At 70.8% G+C, this 26,655-nt stretch carries 22 protein-coding genes and 1 tRNA gene; 16 read left to right on the top strand and 7 right to left on the bottom strand.

All coding sequences use genetic code 11. The features are described from left to right. Positions 1–68 precede the first annotated feature (68 nt). From rsmI to JWQ91_RS01925, 6 genes are all read left to right on the top strand, one after another. The gene (rsmI, locus tag JWQ91_RS01950; RefSeq protein ID WP_297780071.1) at positions 69–896 is read left to right on the top strand and encodes a 16S rRNA (cytidine(1402)-2'-O)-methyltransferase; all 828 of its coding nucleotides are present in this window, start codon (positions 69–71) and stop codon (positions 894–896) included. A 32-nt stretch (positions 897–928) separates the two neighbouring features. Beyond that, positions 929–2,509, top strand: coding sequence for a methionine--tRNA ligase (gene metG, locus JWQ91_RS01945; protein ID WP_297780069.1), 1,581 nt, complete (start codon positions 929–931; stop codon positions 2,507–2,509). Beyond that, complete coding sequence (locus JWQ91_RS01940) at positions 2,506–3,378, top strand: TatD family hydrolase (RefSeq protein WP_297780066.1); 873 nt, start codon at positions 2,506–2,508, stop codon at positions 3,376–3,378. Before metG ends, JWQ91_RS01940 begins: the two co-directional genes overlap by 4 nt. Before the next feature lie 85 nt (positions 3,379–3,463). Next, positions 3,464–4,573: a resuscitation-promoting factor gene (locus JWQ91_RS01935; RefSeq protein ID WP_297780064.1), complete on the top strand. Its 1,110-nt coding sequence runs from the start codon at positions 3,464–3,466 to the stop codon at positions 4,571–4,573. Between the two features lie 44 nt (positions 4,574–4,617). Further along, the gene (gene rsmA, locus JWQ91_RS01930; RefSeq protein ID WP_297780103.1) at positions 4,618–5,460 is read left to right on the top strand and encodes a 16S rRNA (adenine(1518)-N(6)/adenine(1519)-N(6))-dimethyltransferase RsmA; all 843 of its coding nucleotides are present in this window, start codon (positions 4,618–4,620) and stop codon (positions 5,458–5,460) included. 467 nt (positions 5,461–5,927) lie between these two features. Then, a complete protein-coding gene (locus JWQ91_RS01925) occupies positions 5,928–6,845 on the top strand; it encodes a 4-(cytidine 5'-diphospho)-2-C-methyl-D-erythritol kinase (RefSeq protein ID WP_297780061.1) in 918 nt (305 codons plus the stop codon). 289 nt (positions 6,846–7,134) lie between these two features. On the opposite strand, the gene JWQ91_RS01920 is transcribed toward JWQ91_RS01925, so the two are convergent. Both JWQ91_RS01920 and JWQ91_RS01915 read right to left on the bottom strand, forming a co-directional pair. Then, positions 7,135–8,916 carry an ABC-F family ATP-binding cassette domain-containing protein gene (locus JWQ91_RS01920; protein ID WP_297780059.1) on the bottom strand — a complete coding sequence of 594 codons (1,782 nt, stop codon included), beginning with the start codon at positions 8,914–8,916 and terminating at the stop codon, positions 7,135–7,137. Positions 8,917–8,977: 61 nt separating this feature from the next. Continuing rightward, entirely contained in the window at positions 8,978–9,466 is a 489-nt protein-coding gene (locus tag JWQ91_RS01915) for a MarR family transcriptional regulator (RefSeq protein ID WP_297780057.1), read from the bottom strand. 59 nt (positions 9,467–9,525) lie between these two features. Here JWQ91_RS01915 and JWQ91_RS01910 point away from each other — a divergent pair, with 59 nt between their 5' ends. The 5 genes from JWQ91_RS01910 to JWQ91_RS01890 all read left to right on the top strand — a co-directional run bounded on the left by JWQ91_RS01910 (position 9,526) and on the right by JWQ91_RS01890 (position 14,216). Then, positions 9,526–10,866: an amidase family protein gene (locus tag JWQ91_RS01910; protein WP_297780055.1), complete on the top strand. Its 1,341-nt coding sequence runs from the start codon at positions 9,526–9,528 to the stop codon at positions 10,864–10,866. Then, positions 10,866–11,636, top strand: a complete 771-nt coding sequence (locus tag JWQ91_RS01905) for a methyltransferase domain-containing protein (protein WP_297780052.1) — start codon at positions 10,866–10,868, stop codon at positions 11,634–11,636. The genes JWQ91_RS01910 and JWQ91_RS01905 overlap by 1 nt, the downstream gene beginning before the upstream one ends. 46 nt (positions 11,637–11,682) lie before the next feature. Further along, positions 11,683–11,761: transfer RNA gene (locus JWQ91_RS01900), tRNA-Gln, on the top strand. A 39-nt stretch (positions 11,762–11,800) separates the two neighbouring features. Then, entirely contained in the window at positions 11,801–13,246 is a 1,446-nt protein-coding gene (gene glmU, locus JWQ91_RS01895; protein WP_297780050.1) for a bifunctional UDP-N-acetylglucosamine diphosphorylase/glucosamine-1-phosphate N-acetyltransferase GlmU, read from the top strand. Beyond that, a complete protein-coding gene (locus JWQ91_RS01890) occupies positions 13,239–14,216 on the top strand; it encodes a ribose-phosphate diphosphokinase (RefSeq protein WP_366521341.1) in 978 nt (325 codons plus the stop codon). The genes glmU and JWQ91_RS01890 overlap by 8 nt, the downstream gene beginning before the upstream one ends. A gap of 35 nt (positions 14,217–14,251) precedes the next feature. On the opposite strand, the gene JWQ91_RS01885 is transcribed toward JWQ91_RS01890, so the two are convergent. After that, positions 14,252–15,634, bottom strand: a complete 1,383-nt coding sequence (locus tag JWQ91_RS01885; RefSeq protein WP_297780044.1) for a carboxypeptidase-like regulatory domain-containing protein — start codon at positions 15,632–15,634, stop codon at positions 14,252–14,254. A 241-nt stretch (positions 15,635–15,875) separates the two neighbouring features. Here JWQ91_RS01885 and JWQ91_RS01880 point away from each other — a divergent pair, with 241 nt between their 5' ends. Both JWQ91_RS01880 and JWQ91_RS01875 read left to right on the top strand, forming a co-directional pair. Further along, positions 15,876–16,835, top strand: a complete 960-nt coding sequence (locus tag JWQ91_RS01880; protein WP_297780041.1) for a glycoside hydrolase family 6 protein — start codon at positions 15,876–15,878, stop codon at positions 16,833–16,835. 70 nt (positions 16,836–16,905) lie between these two features. Further along, entirely contained in the window at positions 16,906–17,865 is a 960-nt protein-coding gene (locus tag JWQ91_RS01875) for a response regulator transcription factor (RefSeq protein ID WP_297780037.1), read from the top strand. A 4-nt stretch (positions 17,866–17,869) separates the two neighbouring features. Here the strand turns inward: JWQ91_RS01875 and JWQ91_RS01870 are convergent, their stop codons facing one another. The 4 genes from JWQ91_RS01870 to JWQ91_RS01855 all read right to left on the bottom strand — a co-directional run bounded on the left by JWQ91_RS01870 (position 17,870) and on the right by JWQ91_RS01855 (position 23,046). Continuing rightward, positions 17,870–18,580, bottom strand: coding sequence for a hypothetical protein (locus JWQ91_RS01870; protein ID WP_297780034.1), 711 nt, complete (start codon positions 18,578–18,580; stop codon positions 17,870–17,872). Positions 18,581–18,639: 59 nt separating this feature from the next. Continuing rightward, a complete protein-coding gene (locus JWQ91_RS01865) occupies positions 18,640–20,091 on the bottom strand; it encodes a glycosyltransferase (protein ID WP_297780030.1) in 1,452 nt (483 codons plus the stop codon). A 95-nt stretch (positions 20,092–20,186) separates the two neighbouring features. Continuing rightward, positions 20,187–21,314: a diguanylate cyclase gene (locus JWQ91_RS01860; RefSeq protein ID WP_297780027.1), complete on the bottom strand. Its 1,128-nt coding sequence runs from the start codon at positions 21,312–21,314 to the stop codon at positions 20,187–20,189. Continuing rightward, positions 21,304–23,046, bottom strand: a complete 1,743-nt coding sequence (locus tag JWQ91_RS01855) for an ATP-binding protein (protein ID WP_297780025.1) — start codon at positions 23,044–23,046, stop codon at positions 21,304–21,306. Before JWQ91_RS01855 ends, JWQ91_RS01860 begins: the two co-directional genes overlap by 11 nt. A 192-nt stretch (positions 23,047–23,238) precedes the next feature. Here JWQ91_RS01855 and JWQ91_RS01850 point away from each other — a divergent pair, with 192 nt between their 5' ends. From JWQ91_RS01850 to JWQ91_RS01840, 3 genes are all read left to right on the top strand, one after another. Then, entirely contained in the window at positions 23,239–23,904 is a 666-nt protein-coding gene (locus JWQ91_RS01850; protein ID WP_297780023.1) for a 50S ribosomal protein L25/general stress protein Ctc, read from the top strand. Beyond that, entirely contained in the window at positions 23,901–24,467 is a 567-nt protein-coding gene (gene pth / locus JWQ91_RS01845; RefSeq protein WP_297780020.1) for an aminoacyl-tRNA hydrolase, read from the top strand. The genes JWQ91_RS01850 and pth overlap by 4 nt, the downstream gene beginning before the upstream one ends. Positions 24,468–24,493: 26 nt before the next feature. Further along, the coding region (locus JWQ91_RS01840) for a CarD family transcriptional regulator (protein ID WP_297780018.1) at positions 24,494–26,655 on the top strand (2,162 nt) is incomplete at its 3' end.

The raw sequence follows: 26,655 nt of genomic DNA, 5'->3' as shown, positions 1-26,655 counted from the left end.
AGCCTAGGTGGTCCCCGGTGGGCGGTGGATCGTCCACCGCCACACGGCGGGGCTGAGAGGATGGGGTCATGCTGATCCTCGCCGCGACCCCGATCGGGCAGGTCGCCGACGCCAGCGGCCGCCTCGCCGACGCCCTCCTCTCGGCCGATGTCGTCGCGGCGGAGGACACCCGGCGCCTCAAGCGGCTGGCCGGGGACCTCGGCGTGGAGATCGGCGGCCGGGTCGTGTCGTACTTCGAGGGCAACGAGGAGCGACGCACCCCCGAGCTGGCGGCGATGCTGGTCGAGGGACAGACGATCGTGCTGGTCACCGACGCCGGGATGCCCAGCGTGTCCGACCCGGGCTACCGCCTCGTCGTCGCGGCGATCGAGGCCGACGTCGCCGTCACGGCGATCCCCGGCCCGTCCGCGGTGCTGACGGCGCTCGCGGTGTCCGGGCTGCCGGTCGACCGGTTCTGCTTCGAGGGGTTCCTGCCTCGCAAGGGCGGGGAGCGCACCCGCACGCTGACCGAGCTCGCGACGGAGCGACGCACGATGGTGTTCTTCGAGTCGCCGCACCGCACGGAGGCCTCGTTGCGGGCGATGGCCGAGACCTGGGGCGCGGACCGGCCCGCCGCGGTGTGCCGCGAGCTCACCAAGACGTACGAGGAGGTCGCCCGCGGGGGACTGGGCGAGCTCGTCGAGTGGGCCGCGGGGCAGGAGCAGGGAGTCCGCGGCGAGGTCACGATCGTCGTCGGGGGCCGCGTCGCGGAGGCGCGGGCGTACGCCCCCGAGGACCTGCGCGAGCTCGTCGCGGCGCGTCAGGGTGACGGGCTGAGCCGCAAGGACGCGATCGAGCAGGTCGCCGGTGAGACAGGGTTGCGCAAGAAGGACGTCTACGACGCCGCTCACTCGTAGGGCCTGCGAGTCACCCCACTACGATTGGGGACGTGTCAGACCAAACGTTCTACGTCACCACGCCCATCTACTACGTCAACGACGCTCCCCACATCGGGCACGGCTACACGACGGTCATGGGCGACATCATCACCCGCTGGCACCGCCAGCGCGGTGAGGACGTCTGGTACCTCACCGGCACCGACGAGCACGGCCAGAAGGTCCTCCGCAAGGCCGAGGCCAACGGCGTGTCCCCGCAGGAGTGGGTCGACAAGCTCGTCGAGGAGGAGTGGAAGCCGCTCCTGAAGACCATCGACATCGCCAACGACGACTTCATCCGCACGACCGAGCAGCGCCACTTCGACGGCTCGAAGGCGTTCTGGCAGGACCTGTACGACCGGGACGCGGTCTACAAGGGCTCGTTCAGCGGCTTCTACAGCGTCGGCAGCGAGGAATTCGTCGGCGATGACGACGTCGTGGACGGCGAGGGCGAGGACGAGGGCCACAAGATCTCGAAGCTCGACGGCAGCCGGGTCGAGCACATGACCGAGGAGAACTACTTCTTCCGCCTCGGCGACTACCAGCAGAAGCTGCTCGACTTCTACGAGGCCAACCCGACCTTCATCCAGCCCGAGTCGGCGCGCAACGAGGTCATCTCCTTCGTCTCCCGCGGGCTGCGCGACCTGTCGATCTCGCGGTCGACGTTCGACTGGGGCATCGGCGTGCCGTGGGACGACGAGCACGTCATGTACGTCTGGGTCGAGGCGCTGCTCAACTACGTCACCGCGATCGGCTACGGCGACGACCACGCCCGGTTCGAGAAGATCTGGCCGGCCTCGATCCACATCGTGGGCAAGGACATCGCCCGGTTCCACGCCGTCATCTGGCCCGCGATGCTGATGGCCGCGGGCCAGTCCGTCCCGCATCAGGTGTTCGCCCACGGCTGGCTGCTCGTCGGCGGGCAGAAGATGAGCAAGTCCAAGGCCAACGGCATCCGTCCCGACGAGATCGTCGACACCTTCGGCTCCGACGCCTACCGCTACTACTTCGCGCGGGCGCTGACCTTCGGCAGCGACGGCTCGATCTCGTGGGAGGACATCAGCGCCCGCTACCACTCCGAGCTGGCCAACGGCTTCGGCAACCTGGCGTCCCGCGTCGCGGCGATGATCGGCAAGTACTTCGACGGCGTGCTCCCGGCCGCCGGTGAGCAGACCGACGCCGAGCTGTCGGTCGTCGACATCGTCGCCGAGTCGGTCCGCGACGCCGACGCGGCAATCGAGGCCGTGGCCCCGCAGGACGCGCTGGCCGCGATCTGGCGCATCGTCGACGGGCTCAACGGCTACATCACGGACCAGGCGCCGTGGAAGGTCGCGAAGGAGGATCCGGACAGCGACCGGCTCGCCACGATCCTCAACACGACCGCCGAGGGCCTGCGGGTCCTCGCGGTGCTGCTCAACCCGGTCATGCCGAAGTCGTCCGCCGTGCTGTGGGACTCTCTCGGCGCGGAGACGGCGCTCGGCGCGCTCGCAGACCAGCGGATCGACGCCGTCGCGGCATGGGGCCAGCTGCCGGCCGGCTCGACGATCACCAAGCCCGCCTCGCTGTTCCCCCGCATCGAGACCGCGGCGGAGTGACCCTCACCGTCGGATGGCCCGAGGCCCCGGAGGCGCTCCCGTCCCCGGTCGTCGACAACCACTGCCACCTCGACCACCGGGCGTACGCCAAGGGTGTCGAGGGCGGGCTGCTGATCCCGGTCGACGAGGCGCTGGACCGCGCCGCCGCGGTCAACATCGCGCGCATCGTCCAGGTCGGCTGCGACCTCGAGGGGTCCCGCTGGGCTGTCGAGACCGCTGCCGCGTACGACTCGGTGGTCGCGGCCGTCGCGCTGCACCCCAACGAGGCGCCGCGGCTGGCCGAGCTGGGTGAGCTCGAGTCGGCCCTGGCCGAGATCGACCGGCTGGCCGGCAGCGGCGAGCACGTCCGGGCGGTCGGCGAGACCGGGCTGGACTACTTCCGGACCGGTGAGGACGGCCGCGACGCGCAGCACGCGTCGTTCCGCGAGCACATCCGGATCGCGAAGCGGCACGACAAGACCCTGGTCATCCACGACCGTGACGCGCACGCGGACGTGCTGGCCGTCCTGGACGACGAAGGTGTCCCCGACCGGACCGTGATGCACTGCTTCTCCGGCGACGCCGACTTCGCCCGCGAGTGCCTGGATCGTGGGGCCTACCTGTCGTTCGCGGGCACCGTGACGTTCAAGAACGCGGAGAACCTCCGCGAAGCGCTCCGCATCACCCCGCGGGACCGTATCCTTGTCGAGACCGATGCGCCTTTCCTCACACCGGCGCCGCACCGTGGGCAACCGAACGCCTCGTTCCTGATCCCGTTGACGGTGCGGTTCATGGCTGGAATCGCAGGCGTTTCGGTCGATGACATGTGTCGGGACATCGACGCGAACACGGACCGGGCCTTCGGTGGAGGCTGGGCACGACGGACTTGACGACTGGGAGACGCTGGCTATGGTGGAAAGTCGGCCCAGTCATCGACGTACGAGGAATGTAGTGCCCCACGCCAAGACCAGCACCATGACAGCCCGTCACGGAAAACGCCGCAGCCGCAAGACTTTTCCGCTCATAGCCCTCAATCTCGCGATCCTCCTGATGCTCGCGGGAGGGACCGTCGCCTACGGCGCGATGAGTCACACCGTGACCCTGACGGTCGACGGGAAGAGCTCGACGGTCCGCACGTTCGGCGACACCGTCGGCGACGTCCTCGAGGCGAAGGACGTCACGGTCCACACGATCGACCGGGTCAGCAAGTCCCCGACGTCGTCGATCGGCGACGGTGACGAGATCACGGTGTCGTACGCCAAGCCGGTCACGCTCAGCGTCGACGGCAAGGTCACCGAGCGGACGGTCTACGACCGCACCGTCGCCCAGGCGATGGACAGCCTCGACGTCGACGCCCCCACGGGCGCGTACGTCTCGAAGAAGCGCTCCGCCGTCGTCCCGCGCGAGGGCATGAAGCTCGTCATCAGCACGCCGAAGTCGCTGACCGTCGTCGCCGACGGCAAGAAGTCGCGCCTCACGACGACCGCGCCGACGGTCGACGACGTCCTCGACGAGGCCGGGGTGAAGCTGGACTCCGACGACGAGGTCAAGCCCGGCGTGACGTCGATGGTCAAGGCCGACCAGAAGCTCCGTGTGGTCCGGATCAAGAAGGTCCAGAAGACCGAGACCGTCCCGGTCAGGTACACCGTCAAGGTCCAGGCCGACCCCGAGACGATCAAGGGCGAGAAGACCGTCGTGCAGGCCGGCAAGCCGGGGCGCAACCGTGAGCGGGTGACCCTCGTGTATGCGGACGGGAAGCTCCGCGAGCGCATCGTCATCGTGTCGCGCTCGCTGTCCGAGCCGCGCCCGCAGATCGTCAAGCACGGGACGAAGGCGCCCGAGGAGTCCACCGGCGACACGGTCTGGGACAAGATCGCGCAGTGCGAGTCCGGCGGCAACTGGTCGATCAACACCGGCAACGGCTACTACGGCGGTCTGCAGTTCAGCGCCGCGACGTGGAAGAGCGTCGGCGGCCCGGGGCTGCCGCACCAGAACAGCCGCGAGGTGCAGATCAAGTACGCCAAGATCCTCCAGGCCCGCTCGGGCTGGGGGCAGTGGGGCTGTGCCGGGGCGCGGTTCAACTGACGCCCTCACCCTCCCCGGAGCAGGGTCTCCCGACCCAGCCTCGGCTGCTCGGAGCCGCTGACGTCCGACGCCTCGCCGAGTCCTGCGGGATCCGCCCCACCAAGCAGCGCGGGCAGAACTTCGTGCACGACGCCAACACGGTGCGCCGGATCGTCAAGGCCTCCGGCATCACGGGCGACGACGTCGTGGTCGAGATCGGGCCGGGGCTGGGGTCGTTGACCCTGGGCCTGCTCGAGGTGGCCTCGCACGTCACGGCGGTCGAGATCGACGAGGTCCTGGCCGGCCAGCTGCCGCAGACCATCGCGGAGCAGGCGCCCGACCAGACCGCGCACTTCGACCTCGTGGTGGCCGACGCCATGAAGGTCACCGAGCTGCCCGGCCCCGAGCCGACGGCGCTCGTGGCCAACCTGCCCTACAACGTGTCGGTGCCGGTGCTCCTGACGTTCTTCGAGCGGTTCCCGTCGATCCGGACGGGACTCGTCATGGTCCAGTCCGAGGTCGCGCACCGGCTCGCCGCCGGCCCGGGCTCCAAGACGTACGGGATCCCCAGCGTCAAGGCCGCCTGGTACGCCGAGATGCGGCTGGCCGGGTCGGTCGGCCGCAACGTCTTCTGGCCCATGCCCAACGTCGAGTCGGCCCTGGTCGCGTGGACCCAGCGCGAGGCGCCCGGCGACGAGGAGCTGCGCCTGCGTACGTTCGCGGTCGCCGATGCCGCGTTCGCCCAGCGCCGCAAGACCATGCGGGCCGCGCTGTCGGTGCTGGCCGGCTCGGGTCCGGCCGCCGAGGAGGCCCTCGTCGCCGCCGGGATCTCCCCGCAGGCCCGCGGCGAGCAGCTCACGGTCGGCGACTTCGCCCGCCTCGCCGGTCACCTCACGCCCGTCGGCTGATCCTCACCGGGGGACGTGGTGGCAGGCATGCGCCGCGCCCAGCACCGTCACGACCGACGTCACGGCGCCGGCGAGCAGCAGGCCCGCGCCGAGCTCCCACGTCCGTACGCCCCTACGAGCTGGGCGGTGCGCCGGTCGCCCTACGCCGGAGCGTTAGGGCGACCCTTGCACCGCCGACACCCCATGTCGAGGTTTCGTCGAATCCGCGTCGCCCTGATCGCGGAGTACTTCACCACGACCGACAGCGTCGGCAAGGCCGTCAACACCTCGCTGGCCCTCTACGAGTACGACAAGCTGTAGTCGCTGATCATCGTCGTCACGCTCGCCTCGGTCATCGGCTACCTGATCGCGCAGCTCGCCGAGACGCTGGTGCTGGCCCGCTACGGCAGGACGCCGGGCGGGTGACCGGGTTGCCGGCGCGGGGCGGCACCGGTGAAGGGCTGCGGGCCAGCCACTAGGTTGATCGGGTGACTTCCGCCAACGTCCGCGTTCCCGCGAAGATCAATCTGTGCCTCGGCGTCGGGCCGGTTCGTGACGACGGCTACCACCCGCTGGCGACGGTCTACCAGGCCGTGGACCTGCACGACGAGGTGCGCGCGACGGCCCGCGAGGACGGGGAGATCACGGTCGTGGTCCACGCCGACCTCGATGCGCGGACGGAGGCCGCCGACGTCCCCGAGGACGACGACAACCTCGCGGTCAAGGCCGCCCGGCTCCTGCGGGACCGGACCGGCGTCGACCTCGGCGTCGACCTCGCGATCCGCAAGGTCATCCCGGTCGCCGGTGGCATGGCCGGGGGGTCGGCGGACGCCGCCGCGGCGCTGGTCGCCTGCAACGAGGCGTGGGGGACGGGGCTGTCCCGGGCGGCGCTGGAGGTCCTGGCGGCCAAGCTCGGCAGCGACGTGCCGTTCCTGCTGCACGGCGGCAACGCGGTCGGCGGCGGACGCGGCGAGACGATCAGCCCGGTGCTGGCCCGCGGGTCGTACCACTGGGTCTTCGCGATGGCCCATCAAGGGCTGTCGACGGCGGCGGTCTACGCCGAGTTCGACCGGCTCAACGCCGGGTCGACGGTCGCCGATCCGCAGGTGCCGGACGCCCTCCTGGCGGCGCTGCGGGCCGGTGACGCCGTGGCCCTCGGCGAGGCCCTGTCCAACGACCTGACCGAGGCCGCCCTGTCGCTGCGCCCCGAGCTGGAGGACACCCTCGAGATCGGGATCGAGGCCGGCGCGCTCGGCGCAATCCTGTCCGGGTCCGGGCCGACGGCGTTGTTCCTGGCCTCCGACGAGCAGCACGCCCTCGACATCGCCTTCGCGCTCGGCAGCGCCGCGGGATGCGCCGACGTCGTCCAGTCCCGCGGGCCGGTACCCGGAGCCCGGCTGAGCTGACGCCGTCGGGTCTCCCAGGTGGGGTCGGTCCACCCGCAGCCTGGTCGAACCGGCCAGCACGGACGACGGTCTCGATGGGTCGACCCTGCACCTGAGAACACCGTGCCCGGAAGGCGCAGCAATCACCGTGTGGGAATCACGCCGGCATGCCGGGAGCTGTGAACCGGTGACGGAATACCACGGTCCCTCGGCAAACCTGTTCTTCCCGGGGGAAACTTCCTGCGGTAGGAGCAGGTTTGCCGAGGGACCGTGGTAAACCGACACCACCTGACACCCACCCGCGCTGGGGTCAGGCGTCCATCAGCTCGGTCAGCTCGAGCCAGCGCTCCTCGTGGGTGGCCACCTGGGCCTCGAGGTCGGCGACCTCGGCGGCGAGCCGGGTCAGGCCCTGGCCGTCGCTGGGGTCGTGCTGGGCCATCTCGACGTGCAGGGCATCGATCCGCCCGGAGAGCTTGACCATCTTGCGGTCGATCGACGCGATCTCCTTGCGGGTGTTGCGCTCCTCGGCGCTCGACAGCTTCGACGCCTTGGGGTGCCCCGCGGTGCTCGGGTTGGACGCCGCGGGGGTGTCCTGCTCCTTGCGGAGGCGGAGGTACTGGTCGACGCCGCCCGGCAGGTGCCGCAGGTGACCGTCGAGGATCGCGTACTGGTTGTCGGTGATCCGCTCCAGCAGGTAGCGGTCGTGCGAGACCACGAGCAGCGTCCCGGGCCACGAGTCCAGCAGGTCCTCCATCGCGGCCAGCATGTCGGTGTCGAGGTCGTTGGTCGGCTCGTCGAGCACCAGGACGTTGGGCTCGTCGAGCAGGATCAGCAGCAGCTGGAGGCGGCGCTTCTGCCCGCCCGACAGGTCCCGCACCGGGGTCGACATCTGCGCGCTGGAGAAGCCCAGCCGCTCCAGCAGCTGCGACGGCGTCATCTCCTTGCCGCCCGAGACGTATGCCGTGCGCTGGCGGCCGACGACGTCGCTGACCCGGTCGTCGCCGACGTCCTTGAGCTCGTCGAGCTCCTGGGTCAACGTGACGACCTTGACGGTCTTGCCCTTCTTGACCCGGCCGGAGTCGGGCTCGACCTTGCCGGTCACGAGGCCCAGCAGGGTCGACTTGCCGGCCCCGTTGGCGCCGAGGATGCCGGTCCGCTCGCCGGGCCCGATCCGCCACTCGACGTGCTTGAGGACGGGGTGCTCGTACGACACGGAGACGTCGAGGATGTCGACGACGTCCTTGCCGAGCCGGGACGTGGCCATCTGCTTGAGCTGGATGGGGTCGCGCGGCGGCGGCTCGTTCTCGATCAGCTCGTTGGCGGCGTCGATGCGGAACTTCGGCTTGGACGTGCGCGCGGGTGCCCCGCGGCGCAGCCAGGCGAGCTCCTTGCGCATCAGGTTCTGCCGCTTGGACTCGGTCGCCGAGGCATGCCGGTCACGCTCGACGCGCTGCAGGATGTACGCCGCGTAGCCGCCCTCGAAGGGCTCGACGATCCCGTCGTGCACCTCCCACGTCGCGGTGCAGACCTCGTCGAGGAACCACCGGTCGTGGGTCACGACCAGCAGCCCGCCGGCGTTGGCCGACCAGCGCGCCTTGAGGTGTCCCGCGAGCCACGTGATGCCCTCGACGTCCAGGTGGTTGGTCGGCTCGTCGAGGAACAGGACGTCGTCGTCGCCGACGAGCAGCGCCGCCAGGGCGACCCGGCGCCGCTGGCCACCGCTCAACGTCCCGACCGTCGCGTCCCACGGGATGTCGGCGACCAGGCCCGCGATGACGTCGCGGATCTTGGCGTTGCCGGCCCACTCGTAGTCCTGCAGGTCGCCGACGATCGCATGCCCCACCGTCCCGGCCTGGTCGAGCGTGTCGGTCTGGTCGAGCATCCCGATCGTCACACCGCCGCGGGTCGTCACGCGGCCGGAGTCCGGCTGGAGCAGCCCGGCGAAGATCCGCAGGAGCGTCGACTTGCCATCGCCGTTGCGTCCGACGATGCCGATCCGGTCACCCTCGTCGATGCCGATCGTCACCGACTCGAAGACGGTCTTGGTCGGGAAGTCGAGCGCGATCTGTTCCACGCCGAGGAGATGAGCCACCGCAGAAGTCTAGGTGCCGCAGCACAAGGCCGTGACCACGCGGGGGAGCGACGGCCGCCGGTCAGTGGTCGAACGGCTGCGACAGGGTGCGCAGCGAGTCGGCCAGCACGGCGGCGTCCGCGGCAGGAAGCCCCGCCAGCAGGTCCCGCTCCCGGCCGATGAGGGCGTCCAGCGCGCCGTCGACCGCGGCCCGGCCCTCGGGGGTCAGCCGGACCTGGACGCCGCGACGGTCCGCCGGGTCGGGGCGGCGCTCGACCAGTCCCTTGCGGACCAGCCGGTCGACCCGGTTCGTCATGGTGCCGCTGGTCACCAAGGTCTCCTGGACCAGGCGGCCGGGGGAGAGCTGATAGGGCTCGCCGGTGCGGCGCAGCGCCGACAGGACGTCGAACTCCGACGGCTCCAGCCCGTGATCGGCGAACGCCTCCTTGCGCGCCCGGTCGAGGTGGAGCGCGAGCCGGGTCACCCGGCTGAGGACGTGCATGGGGGACACGTCCAGGTCGGGGCGCTCCCGGCGCCACGCGGCGATCAGCCGATCGACATCGTCCTCCATGGCGCCGACTCTATCAAGATTCTTGATGTCGAGATTGTTTTCGCTGTACGGTCGGGCGCATGGAACTCTCCGAGGCCGTCGCCGCAGGACCCACCCGGCAGGGCGAGCTGCTCGCCGCCGGGACGATCACCGCCCGGGAGCTGACCCGGGCGACGCTCGACGCGATCGAGCGCGAGAACCCCGCGCTCAACGCCACCGTCGCGGTCTTCGCCGGGGAGGCGCTGGCGGCCGCCGACGACGCCGACCGTCGTCGCGCCGCGGGGGAGACCGGCCCGTTGCTCGGGATCCCGGTCGCGGTCAAGGACGACCTGGACGTCGCCGGGAAGGTCACGGGCCTGGGCAGCCGCGGGGCGACCCGGGTCGCCGACCGGGACACCGAGCTCGTCGCGGCGATGCGGTCCGCCGGCATGGTCATCGTGGCCAAGTCGACGCTCCCCGAGCTCGCGATCTTCGGGTTCACCGAGTCCGACCTCACGGGCGTCACCCGCAACCCCCGCGACCCCGCGCACACGACCGGCGGCTCGTCGGGCGGCTCGGCCGCGCTGGTCGCCGCGGGAGCCGTCGGCATCGCGACGGCGTCCGACGGTGCCGGGTCGATCCGCATCCCCGCCGCCTGTTGCGGCCTGGTCGGCTTCAAGCCGACCCAGGGCACGATGCCGAGCTCCGGCGACTGGCACGACCTCTCGACGCAGGGCGGGCTGGCGCGGCGGGTCGTCGACAGCGCGCTGTTCCTCGACACGTTCGGCACCTTCCCGGGCTCCTTGGTCGAGGCGGCGGCCGCCGATCCGGTCCCGCTGCGGATCGGCCTGTCGTTCAGCGCGTCGGCGGCGACCAAGGCGCTGCCGCTCGACCCCCGCGTCCGCGACGCGATGGGCGCGGTCGCCGAGACGTTCGCCGCCGCGGGCCACACCGTCGTCGAGGTGGACGTCCCGTACGGGGTGGCGGCCAAGGCGCTCACGATCCGCTACCTCGCCGGGATCCGGGACGGTGCCGACGGCGTCGCCGACCCGAGCCGGCTCGAGGCGAGGACCCGCGCCATCGCCCGGCTCGGCCGGCCGTTCGGCCGTCGCACCGTCGCGTGGGCCAAGCGCAAGGGCCAGGAGTGGGGCGACCGCGTGCACGACTCGCTCGACGTCGACATCCTGCTGACCCCGGTCATGTCGGGCCCGGCGCCCGAGGTCGAGCACTGGAAGGGCAAGGGCGGCCTCGCGACCGTGCTGTCGATGAACGCGTTCTATCCCTACACCGCGCAGTGGAACCATGCCGGCGTCCCCGCGGTCTCGATGCCGGTCGGCGCGGACCGACCGGGGCTGCCGCTGGCGGTCCAGCTCGTCGGCCGCCGGGGAGACGACGCGCGGCTGATGTCCCTGGCCGGCCAGCTCGAGCGGATGGGTGCCTGATGCCGACCTGGGACCCGACGCGCTACCTGCAGTTCGCCGACGACCGCTCACGCCCGTTCGTCGACCTGGTCGCCCGGGTCGAGGGCGAGCCCCGGACGATCGTCGACCTCGGCTGCGGCCCCGGCCACCTGACCCCCGTCCTGCAGTCCCGCTGGCCCGACGCCACGGTCCACGGGGTCGACTCGTCGGCGGAGATGATCGAGCGGGCGCTCGCCTCGACGGTCGATGACTCGGTGACGTACGAGCTCGCCGACGTCGCGACCTGGAGCCCCTCCGGGCCGGTCGACCTGATGGTGTCCAACGCGCTGCTCCAGTGGGTGCCCGACCCGCTCGCGGTCGTGACCCGGCTGGCCGGGCACGTCGTCGAGGGCGGGTCGTTCGCGCTCCAGGTGCCCCGCAACTACGGCTCGCCCAGCCACACCCTGCTGCGCGACATCGCGGCGGAGCCGCCGTACGCCGAGCACACCCGCGACATCGTCGCGGACCGCGGCACCGCCCCCTACGCCTGGCTCGAGCTGTTCGCGGACCTCGGCTGGGACGTCGACCTGTGGGAGACCGAGTACGCCCACGTGCTGCCCGGCGACGACCCCGTCCTCGACTGGGTCTCGGGCACCGGCGCCCGGCCCTACCTCCAGGCCCTCCCCGACGAGCTGCGCGAGGATTTCGTCCTCGCCTACCGGGATGCCCTGCGTGAGGCCTACCCGCGTCGGTCCTTCGGGACGGTCTTCCCGTTCCTGCGGACCTTCGTCGTCGCCCGCCGGGCCTCCTGACTCCGGTACTGTCTTTTCTGCAATCCCCAGTTGGGGGAATGCGCAATCCCCGGTTGGTCTGCCGGCAGGGCCCGCCGCACTTTGAATGCGGACAAGCGACGTAGGTTCGACTCCTACCCGGGGAGCACAGCAGCTCCAGCGCAACCGTCGACGAAGGAGTCACGTTGAGCGAGGAAGTGACAGCCATCGTGCTGGCCGCGGGTGCCGGCACCCGGATGAAGTCGTCCCGGGCCAAGGTCCTGCACGAGATCGCCGGCCGCAGCATGCTCGAGCACGCGCTCGTCGCGGTGTCCGGCGCCGGCGTACGCACGACGGTCGCCGTCGTGGGCCACGACCGCGAGCAGGTCACCGAGGCCGTCAGGGCGTACGACCCCGCGACCGTCATCGCGGTCCAGGAGGAGCAGAACGGCACCGGCCACGCCGTACGGGTCGCGCTCGAGTCGCTCGACGCGGCGCCCGCGGGCACCGTCGTCGTGACGTACGGCGACGTGCCGCTGCTGTCGTCGCAGACGCTCTCGGAGCTCCTCGTCGACCACCGCGTCGCGGGCCGCTCGGTCACGATCCTGTCCGCCGAGGTCGACGACCCCACGGGCTACGGGCGCATCGTGCGGGACGGGGACGACGCCGTCGCGGCGATCCGTGAGCACAAGGACGCCTCCGCCGAGGAGCTGGCGCTGCGTGAGATCAACAGCGGCATCCTGGTCGTCGACGCGGCGTTCCTCGGCCGCGCCGTCGCGAGCCTCGAGGCCAACAACGCGCAGGGCGAGCTGTACCTGACCGACATCGTCGCCAGGGCCGTCGCGGAGGGGCTCCTGGTCGGCGCGCACGTGCTCGAGGACGTGTGGCAGACCGAGGGCGTCAACGACCGCGGGCAGCTCGCGCGGCTGGGTCGCGAGCTCAACCGCCGGCTGACCGACCACTGGATGGCCGAGGGCGTCACGATCGTCGATCCCGCCACGACGTGGATCGACTCGGCCGTGACGCTCGCCGCCGACGTCACGATCCTGCCCGGGACGCAGCTGCTCGGCGCGACGGTCGTCGCGACCGGCGCGACGATCGGCCCGGACACGACGCTGCGCAATGTCGAGGTCGGGCGGGACGCGACCGTCGTCCGCACGCACGGCTCGGACTCCGTCATCGGCGACGGCGCGACGGTCGGCCCGTTCGCCTATCTGCGTCCGGGCGCCGACCTCGGTGAGGGCGGCAAGATCGGGACGTTCGTCGAGGTCAAGAACTCGGTGATCGGCGCCGGCGCCAAGGTGCCGCACCTGACGTACGTCGGGGACGCCGACATCGGCGAGGGGGCCAACATCGGGGCCGGCACGATCTTCGCCAACTACGACGGCGTCCACAAGAATCGGTCCACGATCGGGCGGCACGCCAAGACGAGCTCCAACAACACGTTCGTCGCCCCCGTGACGGTCGGGGACGGTGCCTTCACGGGCGCCGGGGCGACGATCCGTGAGGACGTCCCGCCGGGGGCGCTGGCGGTGAGTGCCGGGTCACAGAGGAACATTGAGGGGTGGGTCGAGGCCAAGCGTCCCGACACCGCCTCAGCCCATGCGGCACGCGATGCCGCAGCAGACGCCCTGGAGGCAATCGGTGAGTAGCCTGTCCAAGCGGACCCCGACACGCAACATGCTGTTGTTCTCCGGCCGTGCGCACCCGACGCTGGCGAAGGAGGTGGCCGACCTCCTGGAGATCGAGGTCGTCCCCACGACGGCGTACGACTTCGCCAACGGCGAGATCTACGTACGCTTCGACGAGTCGGTCCGTGGCTGCGACGCCTTCGTGCTGCAGAGCCACGCGGCGCCGATCAACGAGGCGATCATGGAGCAGCTCATCATGATCGACGCCCTCAAGCGGGCCTCGGCCAAGCGCATCACCGTGATCCTCCCGTTCTACGGCTACGCCCGCCAGGACAAGAAGCACCTGGGCCGCGAGCCGATCTCGGCCCGCCTCATGGCCGACCTGTTCCTCACCGCCGGCGCCGACCGTCTCATGACCGTCGACCTGCACACCGCGCAGATCCAGGGCTTCTTCAACGGCCCCGTGGACCACCTGCTCGCGATGCCGATCCTGACGCGGCACGTCAAGAAGCGCTACGGCAAGAAGGACCTCGCGGTCGTCTCGCCCGATGCCGGCCGCATCAAGGTCGCCGAGCAGTGGGCCAACGCCCTCGGCGGCGCTCCGCTGGCGTTCATCCACAAGACCCGCGATCCGCGCAAGCCCAACGAGTCCAAGGCCAACCGCGTCGTCGGTGACGTCACGGGCCGGGTCTGCATCCTGGTCGACGACCTCATCGACACCGGCGGCACGATCGTCCAGGCCGCCGAGGCACTCATGGCCGACGGGGCCGAGGACGTCGTGATCGCCGCGACCCACGCCGTGTTCTCCGGACCGGCGGTTGACCGGCTCAAGAACTCGACGGCGTGCGAGGTCATCGTGACCAACACGCTCCCGATCGAGGACGAGAAGCGCTTCGACAAGCTCACGGTGCTCTCGATCGCCCCGTTGCTGGCCCAGGCCACCGCCGCGGTGTTCGAGGAGGGCTCGGTCACGAGCCTCTTCAAGTCCTGAGGTCCCGCGACCGCGTCAGCGCCTCCCGGCGGGTCTCACGACCCCGACGGCATCGTGCTGGCCGGCACGTCCGCTGACGGCACGTCGCTCGTCGTCACTCCCGGCACCGTCGTGGTGGGCAGGCGGGTGGCCGGTGCCGGGGTCACCGGCGCGGGTGTCGACGGCGTGCGCGCGAGCTTGATGACCTTCGCCCCGCCGGTCGTCGTGTCGCCGCTGATCGTGTTGAGGTCGAGGGTCTGGTTGTCCACGATGGACAGCCCCGAGAAGGTGCGGGCGTCGTAGAAGTACTCGCCGATCTTGTCGTAGGCGAAGATCTCGATCGTCACGCCGGTCTGCGCGCGCAGCGTCCCCCCGATCGTGAACGTGCCCGCGGCCGAGGCCGTCAGCTCCTGCTGGGTCACGCCCTTGGCGTCCTTGAGCCGGATGCTGACGTTGGGGATCGGGTTGCCGCTGGTGGCGTCCACGACCGTCCCGGTGAACGTCCCGGCCCGGGTCGAGAGGTCGACGTCGACGGACCGGGTCTGGCCGGCCTTGACCGCCGCGAGCTGAGCCGTGGTGCCGAAGTAGCCACCGGTGTCCGGCACGGTCAGGGTGTAGCTGCCGGCGGTGAGGCCACGCAGGGACAGCGCGCCGCCCTCGATCTTCTGCACCCAGTACTCGTGGGTCCGGTTGTTGACCGCGGTCACCGTGACGGCCTTGGTCGCCAGCCGGCCACCCAGGCGCAGGAAGCCGCGATAGGCGCTGGGCCTGGTCTTGAGGTTGAACGAGGCGCCCCGGAACGAGAGGGACGTGACGGCGCGGACGAGCTTGCTCGCCCCGACGCGGCGCTTCTTGCCGTCGTAGGCGTAGACGCGATAGTTGTCGAGCGGCAGCCCGCCGAGGGCGTACTTGCCCTGGCGGTCGGTCACGACCTCGTAGATCTGCCCGGTGTCGCTGATGGCCCGGACGAGCGACGCAGGCGCCTTCTTGCCGGCCGCCTTGATCGTGCCGTACAGCGCCCCGCCGATCCTGGCGGTGACGTTCTTGACGGCCCCGTCGGCGGTGACGTCGACCGGCACGTCGGGGATGCGGGCCCAGGAGTCGACGTCGTACGAGGGACGGCTGTCGACGAGCTGCAGGTGGTAGCGGCCTGCGCCGTCGGTCGCGACGTCGTAGATGCCCGAGGACTTCACCTTGACCTCGCGGAGGTAGGTCCAGCCGGTGTCGTCGGCGTCGGACCGGAACAGCCGGACCGTCATGGTCGAGGCGGCGACCGTCGTGGCCTTGTGCTTCTTGTCCGCGCGGGTCTTGCCGGTCACGTAGCCGTAGATGTGCGGCTCGTCATCGGCGGCCTGGGCGGGGCCCGACAGCCCGACCAGCGTGGCGACGAGCAGGAAGGCGGACAGGGCGGCCGCGAGCAGGCGCTGGCGAGACGGCATGGTGATTTTCTCCCTCGGACCCCAGACAGGAATGGCCCGGGAAGCGGGCACTATTTTACCGGTATCGGCGGGTCCGTGTCCGCCGGTTCGGGCAGATCGGCCGTGGTGTGACTCAACCGGGTTCCGGGCTGACGGATCCGCTCGTCGGTAGGATGGTCTCGTCAGGAGGAACCGCGCCGCCCGTGCGAGCGCTTCGAGGGTGGGGACGGCGTTGACGAGGGCTGCAGGAACACCATCACCCGTGCGTCGCGGGCTGCTCGTGATCGTCCCGGTCCTGATCTTCCTGGCCGTCTTCGGCGCGGCACGCCTCGCCGGGTCCGTCGACGCCGGCTCGTCGCAGGAGCGCAATCCGTTCGCCGCCCAGGGGCCGGCGACGTGGGCCCGATCAGCTGCGGCGACGGCCGCCGAGGCAGCGGCGGGACCGGACCGCGAGGTCCTCGAACGCATCGCGGGCGTGCCGACCGCGGTGTGGGTGACCCCCGAGGCCCACCCCACCGCCGAGGTCGCCGACTTCGTGATGAATGTCGTCGAGTCGGCCAGCCAGGCCGAGCGCACCCCCGTCCTCGTGGTCTACGGGATCACCGACCGCGACTGCGTTGGCGGTGAGTCCAGCGGGGGCCTCCCGGCCGATGAGTACGTCGACTGGGTCGGCAGGATCGCCGACGTGGCCGGCGACCGCGCCGCGGTGGTCCTCGAGCCCGATGCCCTCGCGACGGCGGCCGACTGCGACCAGCTCGAGGAGCGCACCCGGCTGCTCGGCGGCGCCGTCGACCGGCTGGTGGATGCCGGGCCGGCGGTCTACGTCGACGCCGGCCACTCGAGCTGGACCGAACCGTCCGACATGGCCGCCATGCTGAAGGCGGTCGGGGTCGAGCGCACGCGTGGCTTCTCCACCAACGTGTCGGGCTATGAGTCCGACGCCGACGAGACGACGTACGCCACCGAGGTCAGCAGGGCCGTCGGGGGAGCGCACTTCGTCATCGACACGGGACGCAACGGGGCCGGCTCCAACGGCGAGTGGTGCAACCCGACTGATCGGGCCCTGGGCCAGGAGCCGCACGCCGGCTCGGGTGGGATCCTGGACGCCTACCTGTGGATCAAGCCGCCGGGCGAGAGCGACGGCACGTGCGGAGGCGGCCCGGGCGCGGGCGAGTTCTGGACCGAGCGGGCCCTCGAGCTCGCGGCCAACGCCGGCTGGTGAGACGCGTCTCTCGGGTGGTCTGCTTTCTTTCAGCCTCGAATGACACTGGTTCCCCGATACGATCGTGGCCATGTCCTCAGGAGAAGAGAAGCTTGCGGTCATCATCGAAGATGATGCCGACGTCCGTCATCTGCTGAAGACCGTCCTGACCCAGAGCGGCTTTCAGACCATCATGACGACCAACGGTGCCGACGGGATCGACGCCGTCCGGACCCACCGTCCGATCCTCACGACGCTCGACGTGTCGATGCCCGGCATGGACGGCTTCGCCGCGGCCAAGCGGATCCGCGAGTTCAGCAACACCTACATCGTCATGCTGACGGCGCTGGCCGACGAGATCGACGTCGTCCAGGGTCTCGACTCCGGCGCCGACGACTACCTCCTCAAGCCGTTCCGTCCCCGGGAGCTGCGGGCCCGCATCGAGACCATGCTGCGCCGTCCGCGCGAGCGCACCGGCGCCGGGGGGACCGAGGAGCGGGGCACGGGTGTCGTCCCGCAGGCGGCCCCGGCCCCCACGGCACTCGTCGCCGCCGCCCCGGAGCCCGTCGTCCTGGCGCCCGCCCCCGTCCACGAGCCGCTCCACGAGCCCGTCCACCACGTGCCCCAGCAGCGCCCGGCCCCGGGGGTCGTCGAGGCTCCGCCGGCCCCGGCACCGGCCGTCGCCGCCACCGGGACGGCCTCGCCGAGCAGCGACGGGTGGCTCGAGCACCGCGGCCTGCGCCTCAACACCGGGACCCGGCTGACCCAGGTCGACGGCCGCGGCGTCGAGCTGACCCGCAGCGAGTTCGACCTGCTGGCGGCGCTCATGAGCACGGGCCGGCGCGTCCGCAGCAAGGCCGACCTGGTGCTGAGCCTGCGCGGCGAGAGCTATGTGACGACCTACTACGTCAACGATGCCGACAAGCGCGCCGTCGAGGTCCACATGGCCAACCTGCGCCGGAAGATCGGTGACTCCTCGTCCACCCCGCGCTTCATCGAGACGGTCCGCGGCGTCGGCTACCGGCTCGCCTCGGACCGCGACGCCGCCTGACGGATCAGTTGGCGTCGACGGGGATCTTGGCGGCCTTGGTCTCGCTGTCGGACGCGAAGATCGCGATCGGGACCCGCTGGCGGATCGTCTCCCGGTAGTACGTCCTCGAGCCGGCCGACCGCTGGATGTGGACCGTCGCCCGGAAGATCAGGTTGAGGCCGCGGGTGTCCATCGCCAGCGTCCCGATCTTCTGGTTGCGGAGCTCGAAGGCACCCTTCGGCGAGGTGATGATCATGCCGCGCTTGCTCGTGACGGGCTGCGGGTCGAACGTGACGCGGGACGCCGTGGCGTCGAGGTCGTAGGGCCGCTCGACGGCACCGGACTCGGTCGTCGTCTCGGACTCCACCCGGATGCGGTCGAGCCAGACCTTGCGTTTGGTCTTGAACGTGTCCCGGAGCTCCTGGTCGAGGTCGTAGGCCTGGAACGTGAAGGAGAAGAACTTGTTGCCCTTCGGGTACCAGAGGTTGGTCCGGGGCGTCGACTTGGTGGGCCAGATCGTGTAGACGAAGTCGACCCCGTCGACGTCGACGTGCGACTGGAACGTTCCGTCGCGAGTGAACTGCGAGCTGAAGGTCGGCGTCGGTGACGGTGTCGGTGTGGCGGGGGTCGAGGACTCCTTGGCGCCGAACTCGCTGAGGCTGCCACAGCCGCTCAGCAGCAGCGCCGCGAGCAGGGTCATCAGGACGGTCACCCGGAGGCGAGAGGGAGTGTGCACGGGGAGGCTCCTGGCGGGCGAGGACATGGATCGGACGGTGGGGGGAGTGGGGGCGGGGCTCATGCCTTGAACCCCTTGTAGCGCTTCAGCAGCTTGATCGCCATCCACGTGGTCTGGAGGATCGTGATGATGCCCAGGACGGTCCAGCCGCCGAGCAGCACGTCGGACTGCACGCGGGTGGAGAGCTGGGCCCAGATCGCCACCGCACCGGCCAGCACGATCGCGACGACGCCGAGGGGGAACAGGTGCGCGTGGCCGCCCCCGCCGCTCTCCGCCTTGGCCTGCAGGGCCCAGTTGTCGGTCTGCGAGCTGGAGGCGAACTTGGTCCAGGACCGGGCAAAGTGCCCCAGGCGTACCCACATGTAGAGCTCGGCCGGGACGAACAGGAGCGCGAAGAGATAGTCCCGCCGGTTGGCGTTGTGCATCGCGTGCGCCGTGCGCAGGTTCAGCAGCGTCGCCATGAGGGTCGGGACGAGCCACAAGGCCGCGAAGACGTAGGCGTGCAGCATCAGCGAGGTGATCAACAGGAAGAAGAAGATCAGCCGGGTGAAGCCGTTGGTGGCCATCGAGATGTTCTCGAACCAGCGCAGGCGCAGGTTGGGGTGCAGCGGCTGGCCCTTGGTGTCACCGCGCTGGCCGGGCCACATCAGGTCGATCGCGCCGGTGTTCCACTTGACCTGCTGGGCGTCGAGCGCACGCATCGAGGTCATGCCGCCGACGTTGGCGCGGGCCCGGGCGCTGATCTTGGTGAGGTAGCCGGCGCTCTTGATCTGCAGCGAGAGCAGGGAGTCCTCGATCTCGCTGTCGCGCACCCACGGATAGCGCTGGTGGGTCTGGACGACGACCTGACGCAGGGCCTCGGTCGAGAAGATCGAGAACTGCCCGCCCAGCACCGCCATGTTGCGGCCGCGCAGCAGGTTCTGCATGTTGAAGGCCGCGAACTGCGCGCGCTGGCCGGCGATGAGGAACTTGCCCATCACGGAGTCCAGGCCGCTGTCGTCGATGCTGTAGATCGCCGAGATGCCGCCGATCCGCTCGTCGTCCTGGATCTCCGTGACGAGGTACTCGATCGCGCGGGGGTCGGCCGTCGTGTCGCCGTCCACGCCCAGGAGGTAGTCCATCCCCTCGACGAGGGTGTAGCCGTAGTTGAGGGCACCGACCTTCTTGTCGGGGTTCTCGCCGATGTCGTGGACGAAGATCTCGGTCATCTGCTCGTCGCGACCCTCGCCGCGGGTGTGCAGCCCGGCGTAGTGGCTCGCGATCTCGACCGTCGCGTCCGACGTGTTGTTGACGATGACGTGGATAGCGTCCGGCAGGAGGGTCTGGGCGAGCAAGGAGTCGAGCACGCCGGCGATGGCATCCTCCTCGTTGTACGCGGGGATCACGCACCCGACCGTCGAGCGGTATGTCGGGAGTGCCTCGATGCCGGCCATGAAGTGGTCCGCGTAGCGGTCCATCCCGGGATCGACCGTGGACGTGCGATCGGCGTATCCGATGCCATCGTCGCTCACGTGCTGCTCCTTGCTGCCCAGGACTTCCGACGAGTCCTTGCAGACAGCCTGGCGGGCCCGGATCAGGCTTTGCGCAACGTCACCTCAAGATTGGCTCAGTTCTCGAGGACGCGGGCCCGATCGAGGTCGGCGGTCGCGTCGGCCAGGAGCCCCTCGAACGTCGTGGCGACCGCGACGGACCCGGTCGTGCCGAACCGGGCGTCGGTGCGGATCTCCATCTGGTCGCCGAGGGTGGCGTCGACCAGCCCGGTGCGGATCGCGGCCACGACCGTCGCCGCCGCGTCCGTCGTCGAGGACACGGTCAGGACCCCGAAGCGACCCGCGCCGAGATAGCCGATCAGGGCCGAAGCGGGGACGTGGGACCGCAGCAGCTGCGTGAAGTGGATCAGGGCCCCGTCACCGGCCTCGCGGCCGAAGGCCGAGTTGAGCTCGTCGAGGTCGCTGATCTCCGCCAGGACCAGCGCGACGTGGCGGCCCATCATGTCCGCGCGGTCGATGCGGTCGCGGGCGTCCTCGCGGAACGAGTCGGCCGCCAGGACCGGCAGGTCCGACTGGCGGCGGGCCTCGGCGCCCATCGACCACCAGTTGCCGGTGCGCTCGACGCGCATCGCCGTGAGGCAGATCGCGGCGACGACGAACAGGGCCGTGAACGCCGGGATCGTGCTCGCGAGGGAGGGGCCCGCGGCGTCATCGGTACCGGCGGTGAACAGCGCCGCCGCGGCGACGAACCAGCCGCCGACGACGAACAGGGCCAGCTGCAGGATGCGGCAGTTGAGGTTGCGCCGCATGGGCCCGCGCATCAGCTCGATCGCGCACAGCCAGGCGAAGCCGCCCGTCACGCCCAGTCGGACGGCCGAGGCCAGGGCGAGGTCAGGAGCCGTCCCGCCGAGGACCGCGGGGACGGCCGCCGCCAGCGCCGCCGCCAGGACCAGGAGGATCAGCGACCGGGACCGGCCGTCGAGCAGCCGGCACCCCGACCACAGGGCGCCGACGGCGAAGACCGAGGACGTGTCGATCGTGGCGAGGACGACGGGCGGGGTCGCGTCGTCGATCCCGTAGATCGCGGCCAGACCCGTCATGCACAGGGCGCCGGCGAAGGCAGCGACCCAGGCCCGGTTGGACTCGTCGTTGTGCCGCAGGGCGGCGGTCGTCGTGAACACGATCGTCACGATGCCGACCGCGAGCGCGCACGCGGCGAGGAGGGTGGGGAGGTCAGGATCCATGGGCGCGGGCTTCCTGGGTCGGGACGGCTGGGCGGCGGGGTGCGGGCGGGCGGCCCTTGGGCAGCGAGACGAGAACCTCGGTGCCGTGGTCCGGCTGGCTGGCCACCTCGATCGTGCCGCCATGCAGGACGACGATCTCCCGCGAGATGCTGAGGCCCAGCCCGGTGCCGTGCGTCGTCGACCCGCGGACCGACTCGGCGCGGTAGAACCGTTCGAACAGCCCCTGCTGCTCCTCCATCGTCATGCCGCGTCCGGTGTCCGTGACCCGGATCTCGACGTTCTCGGACCCGCTGGGCCGGACGACGTCGTGGACCGAGACCGTGATGCGGCCGCCGACGCGGTTGTACTTGATCGCGTTGGAGAGCAGGTTGTCGACGACCTGACGCAGGCGGAACGCGTCGGCCGGGGCGTGGACGGGGTGCTGGTCGGCCTCGAGGGTGATCGGGATGAGCCGCTCCGAGGCGATGATGCGCTGGGCGTCGATCGACTCCGCGACGAGCATCGAGATGTCGCAGTCCTCGACGACGACCCGGATCGAGTTCTCCGGGCTGGTGGACCGGGCGGCGAGGAGATCGGTCACGAGGGAGTTGAGCCGCTGGGTGTTGGCCAGGGCGATGTCGAGCATCGCCCGCGCCTCGTCGGGGAGGTCGTCGACCTCGAGCGCCAGGTCGACGTACCCCAGGACCGAGCTCAGGGGCGTCCGGAGCTCGTGGGACATCGAGGTGACGAGGTCGTCCCGGTCGGCGATGGCCCGGAACTCCGCCGACACGTCGCGCAGGACCAGGACGACCCGGTCGGCGCCCTCGGTCTCGTCGTGCAGCAGCCGGGCGCTGACGCTGATCGTGAACCGGGTGCCGGTGCGGTGCCCGATGACGTACGTCTCGTGGTCGACCGTCTCCCCGGCCAGGGTCCGGAGGTGGGGGAGCTCGTGGGCGGGGACCGGGGTGACCTTGTCCGCCCGGTAGAGCGGGAACCGGCTCCAGGGGGTGTCCTCCGGCAGGCCCAGCTGGGCCAGCAGCGATCGGGTCGCCCGGTTGGCCGTCGTGGTGCTGCCGTCCAGGTCGAGGCCGATGACGGCGAACTCGACGGCGTCGAACGCCTCGCGGACCGTCGCCTCCTGGATGCGGGCGCGGTGGAGCGCCTTCTCCAGCATCGACGTCTGGCGGCGCAGCAGGACGCGCTGGGACGCGACGCGCCGGGACGTCAGGCCGACGACGCCACTGACGAAGGCCAGGGCGACGGTCAGGCTCGCCGCCGCGATGGGGCTCGCGGCCGGGGTGTTCTGCGCCAGGCCGATCCCGATGTGGGCCAGGCTCACCTGTCCCCACAGGAGCGCGGCGGCGTACAACGGGCCGAGCAGGCCACCGACCGGGCCGAGCGAGGTCGCGAGCCAGATGACCGGGAAGATCAGCAGGATCTCGAAGCCGCTCTCGGGGGCGGCAAGGCGCAGCACCACGATCGCGGTGATGTCGAGCAGCGGGATGACGGCCTGCCACGGGATCGGGAACCGGAGCCAGGGGATGACCGCCGCCGCGATCGTCGACCACGCGACGATCGTGAGCCCCAGGAAGAACGGCGGACTGTCGTCGAAGTTGCGCGGGGACAGGGCGACCGTGATGCACACGACGAGCCCCACGGCGCCGGCGAGCAGGGCCTGCGAACGGAAGACGCTGTCGCCGTAGCTGGTCGCGGTGCGCTCGGGCTCGCGCGGGCGGAACCGGGACGCCCTCATGGCGGGCAGCGTATCCCAGCGCACGGATTTCTCGCCGGGGAACCGCTGCGATAGACTCGGGCAGTTGCCTCGGCGAGGGTCCGTACGGACCGTGATCGACAGGGCGCTCCACAGGAGTGCTGTGTCGAGCGCCTCCGAGCCGGGCGACTCCAGCCTTTCGACGTTCGTCACCCTTCCCTCAGGAGATATCCCATGGCCGAGATCAAGATCGCCGCCGAGTCGCGCACCGAGTTCGGCAAGGGCGCCGCCCGCCGCATCCGTCGCGACAACAAGGTGCCCGCCGTCCTCTACGGCCACGGCACGGACCCCGTCCACGTGGCGCTCCCGGGTCACCAGCTCATGCTGGCCCTCAAGAACTCCAACGCCCTGCTGACGATCGACCTCGGGTCGGACCAGCACCTGGTGATCCCCAAGCAGGTCCAGCGCGACCCGCTGAAGGGCTTCATCGAGCACGCTGACCTCCTGATCGTCCGCAAGGGCGAGAAGGTCGTCGTCGACGTCCGCATCAACGTCATCGGCGACGCCATCAGCGGCAACCTCGTGATCCTCGAGAACGCGTCGGTGTCCATCGAGGCCGAGGCGACCCACATCCCCGAGTCGTTCGAGGTCTCGATCGAGGGCCTCGACGCGGGTGCGCAGATCCTCGCGAAGGACATCGAGCTGCCCAAGGGCGCGTCGCTCGCGGTCGACGAGGACCTCCTGATCGTCAACGTCACCGGTGCGCCGACCGAGGCCCAGGTCGAGGCCGAGCTCGCCGAGGCCGAGGCCGAGGCCGGCATCGAGCACGACGCGACCGACGCCGAAGAGGCCGAGGCTGCCGCCGAGGGTGAGGGCGCGGAGAGCACCGAGTCGGAGTGACCTGGTTGATCGTCGGGCTCGGCAACCCGGGCCCGACGTACTCCAGCACGCGGCACAACGTCGGCTACCTCGTGACCGACGTGCTCGCCGCCCGGATGGGCGGATCGTTCAAGAAGCACAAGTCCGGCCGTGCCGACGTCGTCGAGGGACGGCTCGTCGGTGAGCACGTCGTGCTCGGGCGCGCGCGGGCGTACATGAACGAGAGCGGTGGACCGGTCTCGACGCTCGCGAAGTTCTACGGCGTCGAGCCCGATCACGTCGTCGTGATCCATGACGAGCTCGACATCGACTTCGGCATGCTGCGGATCAAGCGGGGCGGCGGCGACAACGGCCACAACGGGCTGAAGTCCGTCCGCCAGTCGCTCGACACCGGCGACTACTTCCGGGTCCGCGTCGGCATCGGTCGCCCGCCGGGCCGCCAGGACGTGCACGACTTCGTGCTCAAGCCCTACAGCTCGACCGAGCGCAAGGACCTCGCGACGTACGTCGAGGAGGCCGCCGACGCGGTGGAGAGCCTCATCACGGTGGGACTGGATCAGACCCAGAGCGCGTTCAACCGGTAGATGGAATCTACGAGGAAGAGCCCCGCATGACCTTGACCCGACTGGCGGCCCTGGTCGACCGCGAGCCCACGCTCGCCTCGGTCCTGGCCGATCGCGCCGCGGGCCTCGACACCCTGGATCTCCAGGCACCCGAGCCGCTGCGACCCTTCGTGGCGCACGCGCTCGCGCAGCAGTCGACGGTCCTCGCGGTCACGGCCACCGCGCGTGAGGCCGAGGACCTGACGACGCAGCTCGGCGAGCTGCTCGGCCCCGACGCCGTGGCGCACTTCCCGGCGTGGGAGACCCTGCCGCACGAGCGCCTGTCACCGCGATCCGACACTGTCGGGCGGCGGCTCGCGGTGCTGCGCCGGCTCGTGCACCCGACCGTCGACCCCGACTCCGACACCGCGACCGGCGCGCTGCGGGTCATCGTCGCCCCGGTGCGCTCGATCCTGCAGCCGCAGGTCAAGGGCCTGGCCGACCTGAAGCCTGTCGAGCTGCACAAGGGCGACGACGCCCCGCTCGACCAGGTCGTGCGGGACCTCGCCGGTGCGGCGTACTCCCGGGTCGACCTCGTGGAGCGTCGCGGCGAGTTCGCGGTCCGCGGCGGCATCATCGACGTCTTCCCGCCGACCGAGGAGCACCCGCTCCGCATCGAGTTCTTCGGCGACGAGGTCGAGGAGATCCGGCGTTTCGCGGTCGCCGACCAGCGCACGCTCGAGGAGATCACGCACGTGTGGGCGCCGCCGTGCCGCGAGCTGCTCCTGACCGACGACGTCCGGGCCAGGGCCGCCGAGCTCGCCGTGAAGCACCCGTCGCTGGCCGAGATCTTCAGCAAGCTCGCCGACGGCCACGCGGTCGAGGGCATGGAGTCGCTGACGCCGGTCCTGACCGACGAGATGGAGGGCTTCGTCAACCTCCTGCCCTCCCGGTCCGCGATCGTCCTGATGGATCCCGAACGGATCCGCTCCCGTGCCGAGGACCTCGTCGCGACCAGCGAGGAGTTCCTGCAGGCGTCGTGGGCCGCGGCCGCCACCGGGGGAGAGGCGCCGATCGACCTCGGCTCCGCGGCGTTCCGCACGCTGGAGGACGTACGCCTGGAGACCCTCGCGCTCGGGCACACGTGGTTCACCCAGTCCCCGTTCGGCCTCGACCTCGACGAGCGGACCCGCGCGATCGAGGTCGAGCCCGCCGCCGCCTACCGCGGTGACACGACCGCCGCCCTGGCCGACATCCAGGCCTGGGTCGCCGCCGACATGCGGGTCGTGTTCGTCGCCCCCGGGCACGGCCAGGCGCAGCGCACCGTCGAGTGGCTGACCGACGCCGGCGTCGCGGCGGCCTTCGACGACGAGGTCACGGCTCCGTCCGCCCGGGTCGTCCAGGTCAGCTGCGCAGAGCTCGACCACGGCTTCGTGTCCAAGCCGATGGGGCTGGCCGTCCTGACGTACGACGACCTGGTCGGCCAGCGGACCGCCGATCGCACCGAGCGCAAGATGCCGGCCCGCCGGCGCAAGCAGGTCGACCCGCTCGAGCTCAAGACCGGCGACTTCGTGGTGCACGAGCAGCACGGCGTGGGCCGCTACATCGAGCTCATGCAGCGGGTCGTGCAGGGCGCGGCGCGCGAGTACCTCGTGGTCGAGTACGCCCCGTCGAAGCGCGGCCAACCCGCCGACCGGCTGTTCGTCCCGATGGACCAGCTCGACCAGATCAGCCGCTACGTCGGCGGCGAGTCGCCGTCCCTGGACAAGCTGGGCGGCGCCGACTGGACCAGCCGCAAGAACAAGGCTCGCAAGGCGGTCCGCCAGATCGCCGGCGAGCTGATCAAGCTCTACGCGGCGCGGCAGGCGACCAAGGGGCACGCGTTCGGGCCCGACACCCCGTGGCAGGCCGAGCTTGAGGACGCGTTCGCGTTCGTCGAGACGCCCGACCAGATGGTGACGATCGACGAGGTCAAGCGCGACATGGAGCGGACCGTCCCGATGGACCGGCTGGTCTGCGGCGACGTCGGCTACGGCAAGACCGAGATCGCGGTGCGCGCGGCGTTCAAGGCGATCCAGGACGGCAAGCAGGTCATCCTGCTGGTCCCGACGACGCTGCTGGTGCAGCAGCACTACGCGACGTTCGCGGAGCGGTTCGGCCAGTTCCCGGTCACGATGAAGCCGCTGTCGCGGTTCCAGACCGAGAAGGAGTCGAAGGAGACCCTCGCGGG

Origin of the sequence: Aeromicrobium sp. (assembly GCF_025965075.1) — a bacterium.
Lineage (GTDB): Bacteria > Actinomycetota > Actinomycetes > Propionibacteriales > Nocardioidaceae > Aeromicrobium.
Note: the sequence above shows the minus strand (reverse complement) of the source record. Positions and strands in the feature narration are given on the sequence as shown.

What these genes read in the sequence shown, in the direction of transcription:
- rsmI (WP_297780071.1), top strand. Translation starts at nt 69, where the DNA reads ATGCTGATCCTCGCCGCGACCCCGATCGGGCAGGTCGCCGACGCCAGC.
- JWQ91_RS01935 (WP_297780064.1), top strand. Translation starts at nt 3,464, where the DNA reads ATGACAGCCCGTCACGGAAAACGCCGCAGCCGCAAGACTTTTCCGCTC.
- JWQ91_RS01915 (WP_297780057.1), bottom strand. Translation starts at nt 9,466, where the DNA reads ATGGAGGACGATGTCGATCGGCTGATCGCCGCGTGGCGCCGGGAGCGC.
- JWQ91_RS01910 (WP_297780055.1), top strand. Translation starts at nt 9,526, where the DNA reads ATGGAACTCTCCGAGGCCGTCGCCGCAGGACCCACCCGGCAGGGCGAG.
- JWQ91_RS01905 (WP_297780052.1), top strand. Translation starts at nt 10,866, where the DNA reads ATGCCGACCTGGGACCCGACGCGCTACCTGCAGTTCGCCGACGACCGC.
- JWQ91_RS01885 (WP_297780044.1), bottom strand. Translation starts at nt 15,634, where the DNA reads ATGCCGTCTCGCCAGCGCCTGCTCGCGGCCGCCCTGTCCGCCTTCCTG.
- JWQ91_RS01875 (WP_297780037.1), top strand. Translation starts at nt 16,906, where the DNA reads ATGTCCTCAGGAGAAGAGAAGCTTGCGGTCATCATCGAAGATGATGCC.
- JWQ91_RS01860 (WP_297780027.1), bottom strand. Translation starts at nt 21,314, where the DNA reads ATGGATCCTGACCTCCCCACCCTCCTCGCCGCGTGCGCGCTCGCGGTC.
- JWQ91_RS01855 (WP_297780025.1), bottom strand. Translation starts at nt 23,046, where the DNA reads ATGAGGGCGTCCCGGTTCCGCCCGCGCGAGCCCGAGCGCACCGCGACC.
- JWQ91_RS01850 (WP_297780023.1), top strand. Translation starts at nt 23,239, where the DNA reads ATGGCCGAGATCAAGATCGCCGCCGAGTCGCGCACCGAGTTCGGCAAG.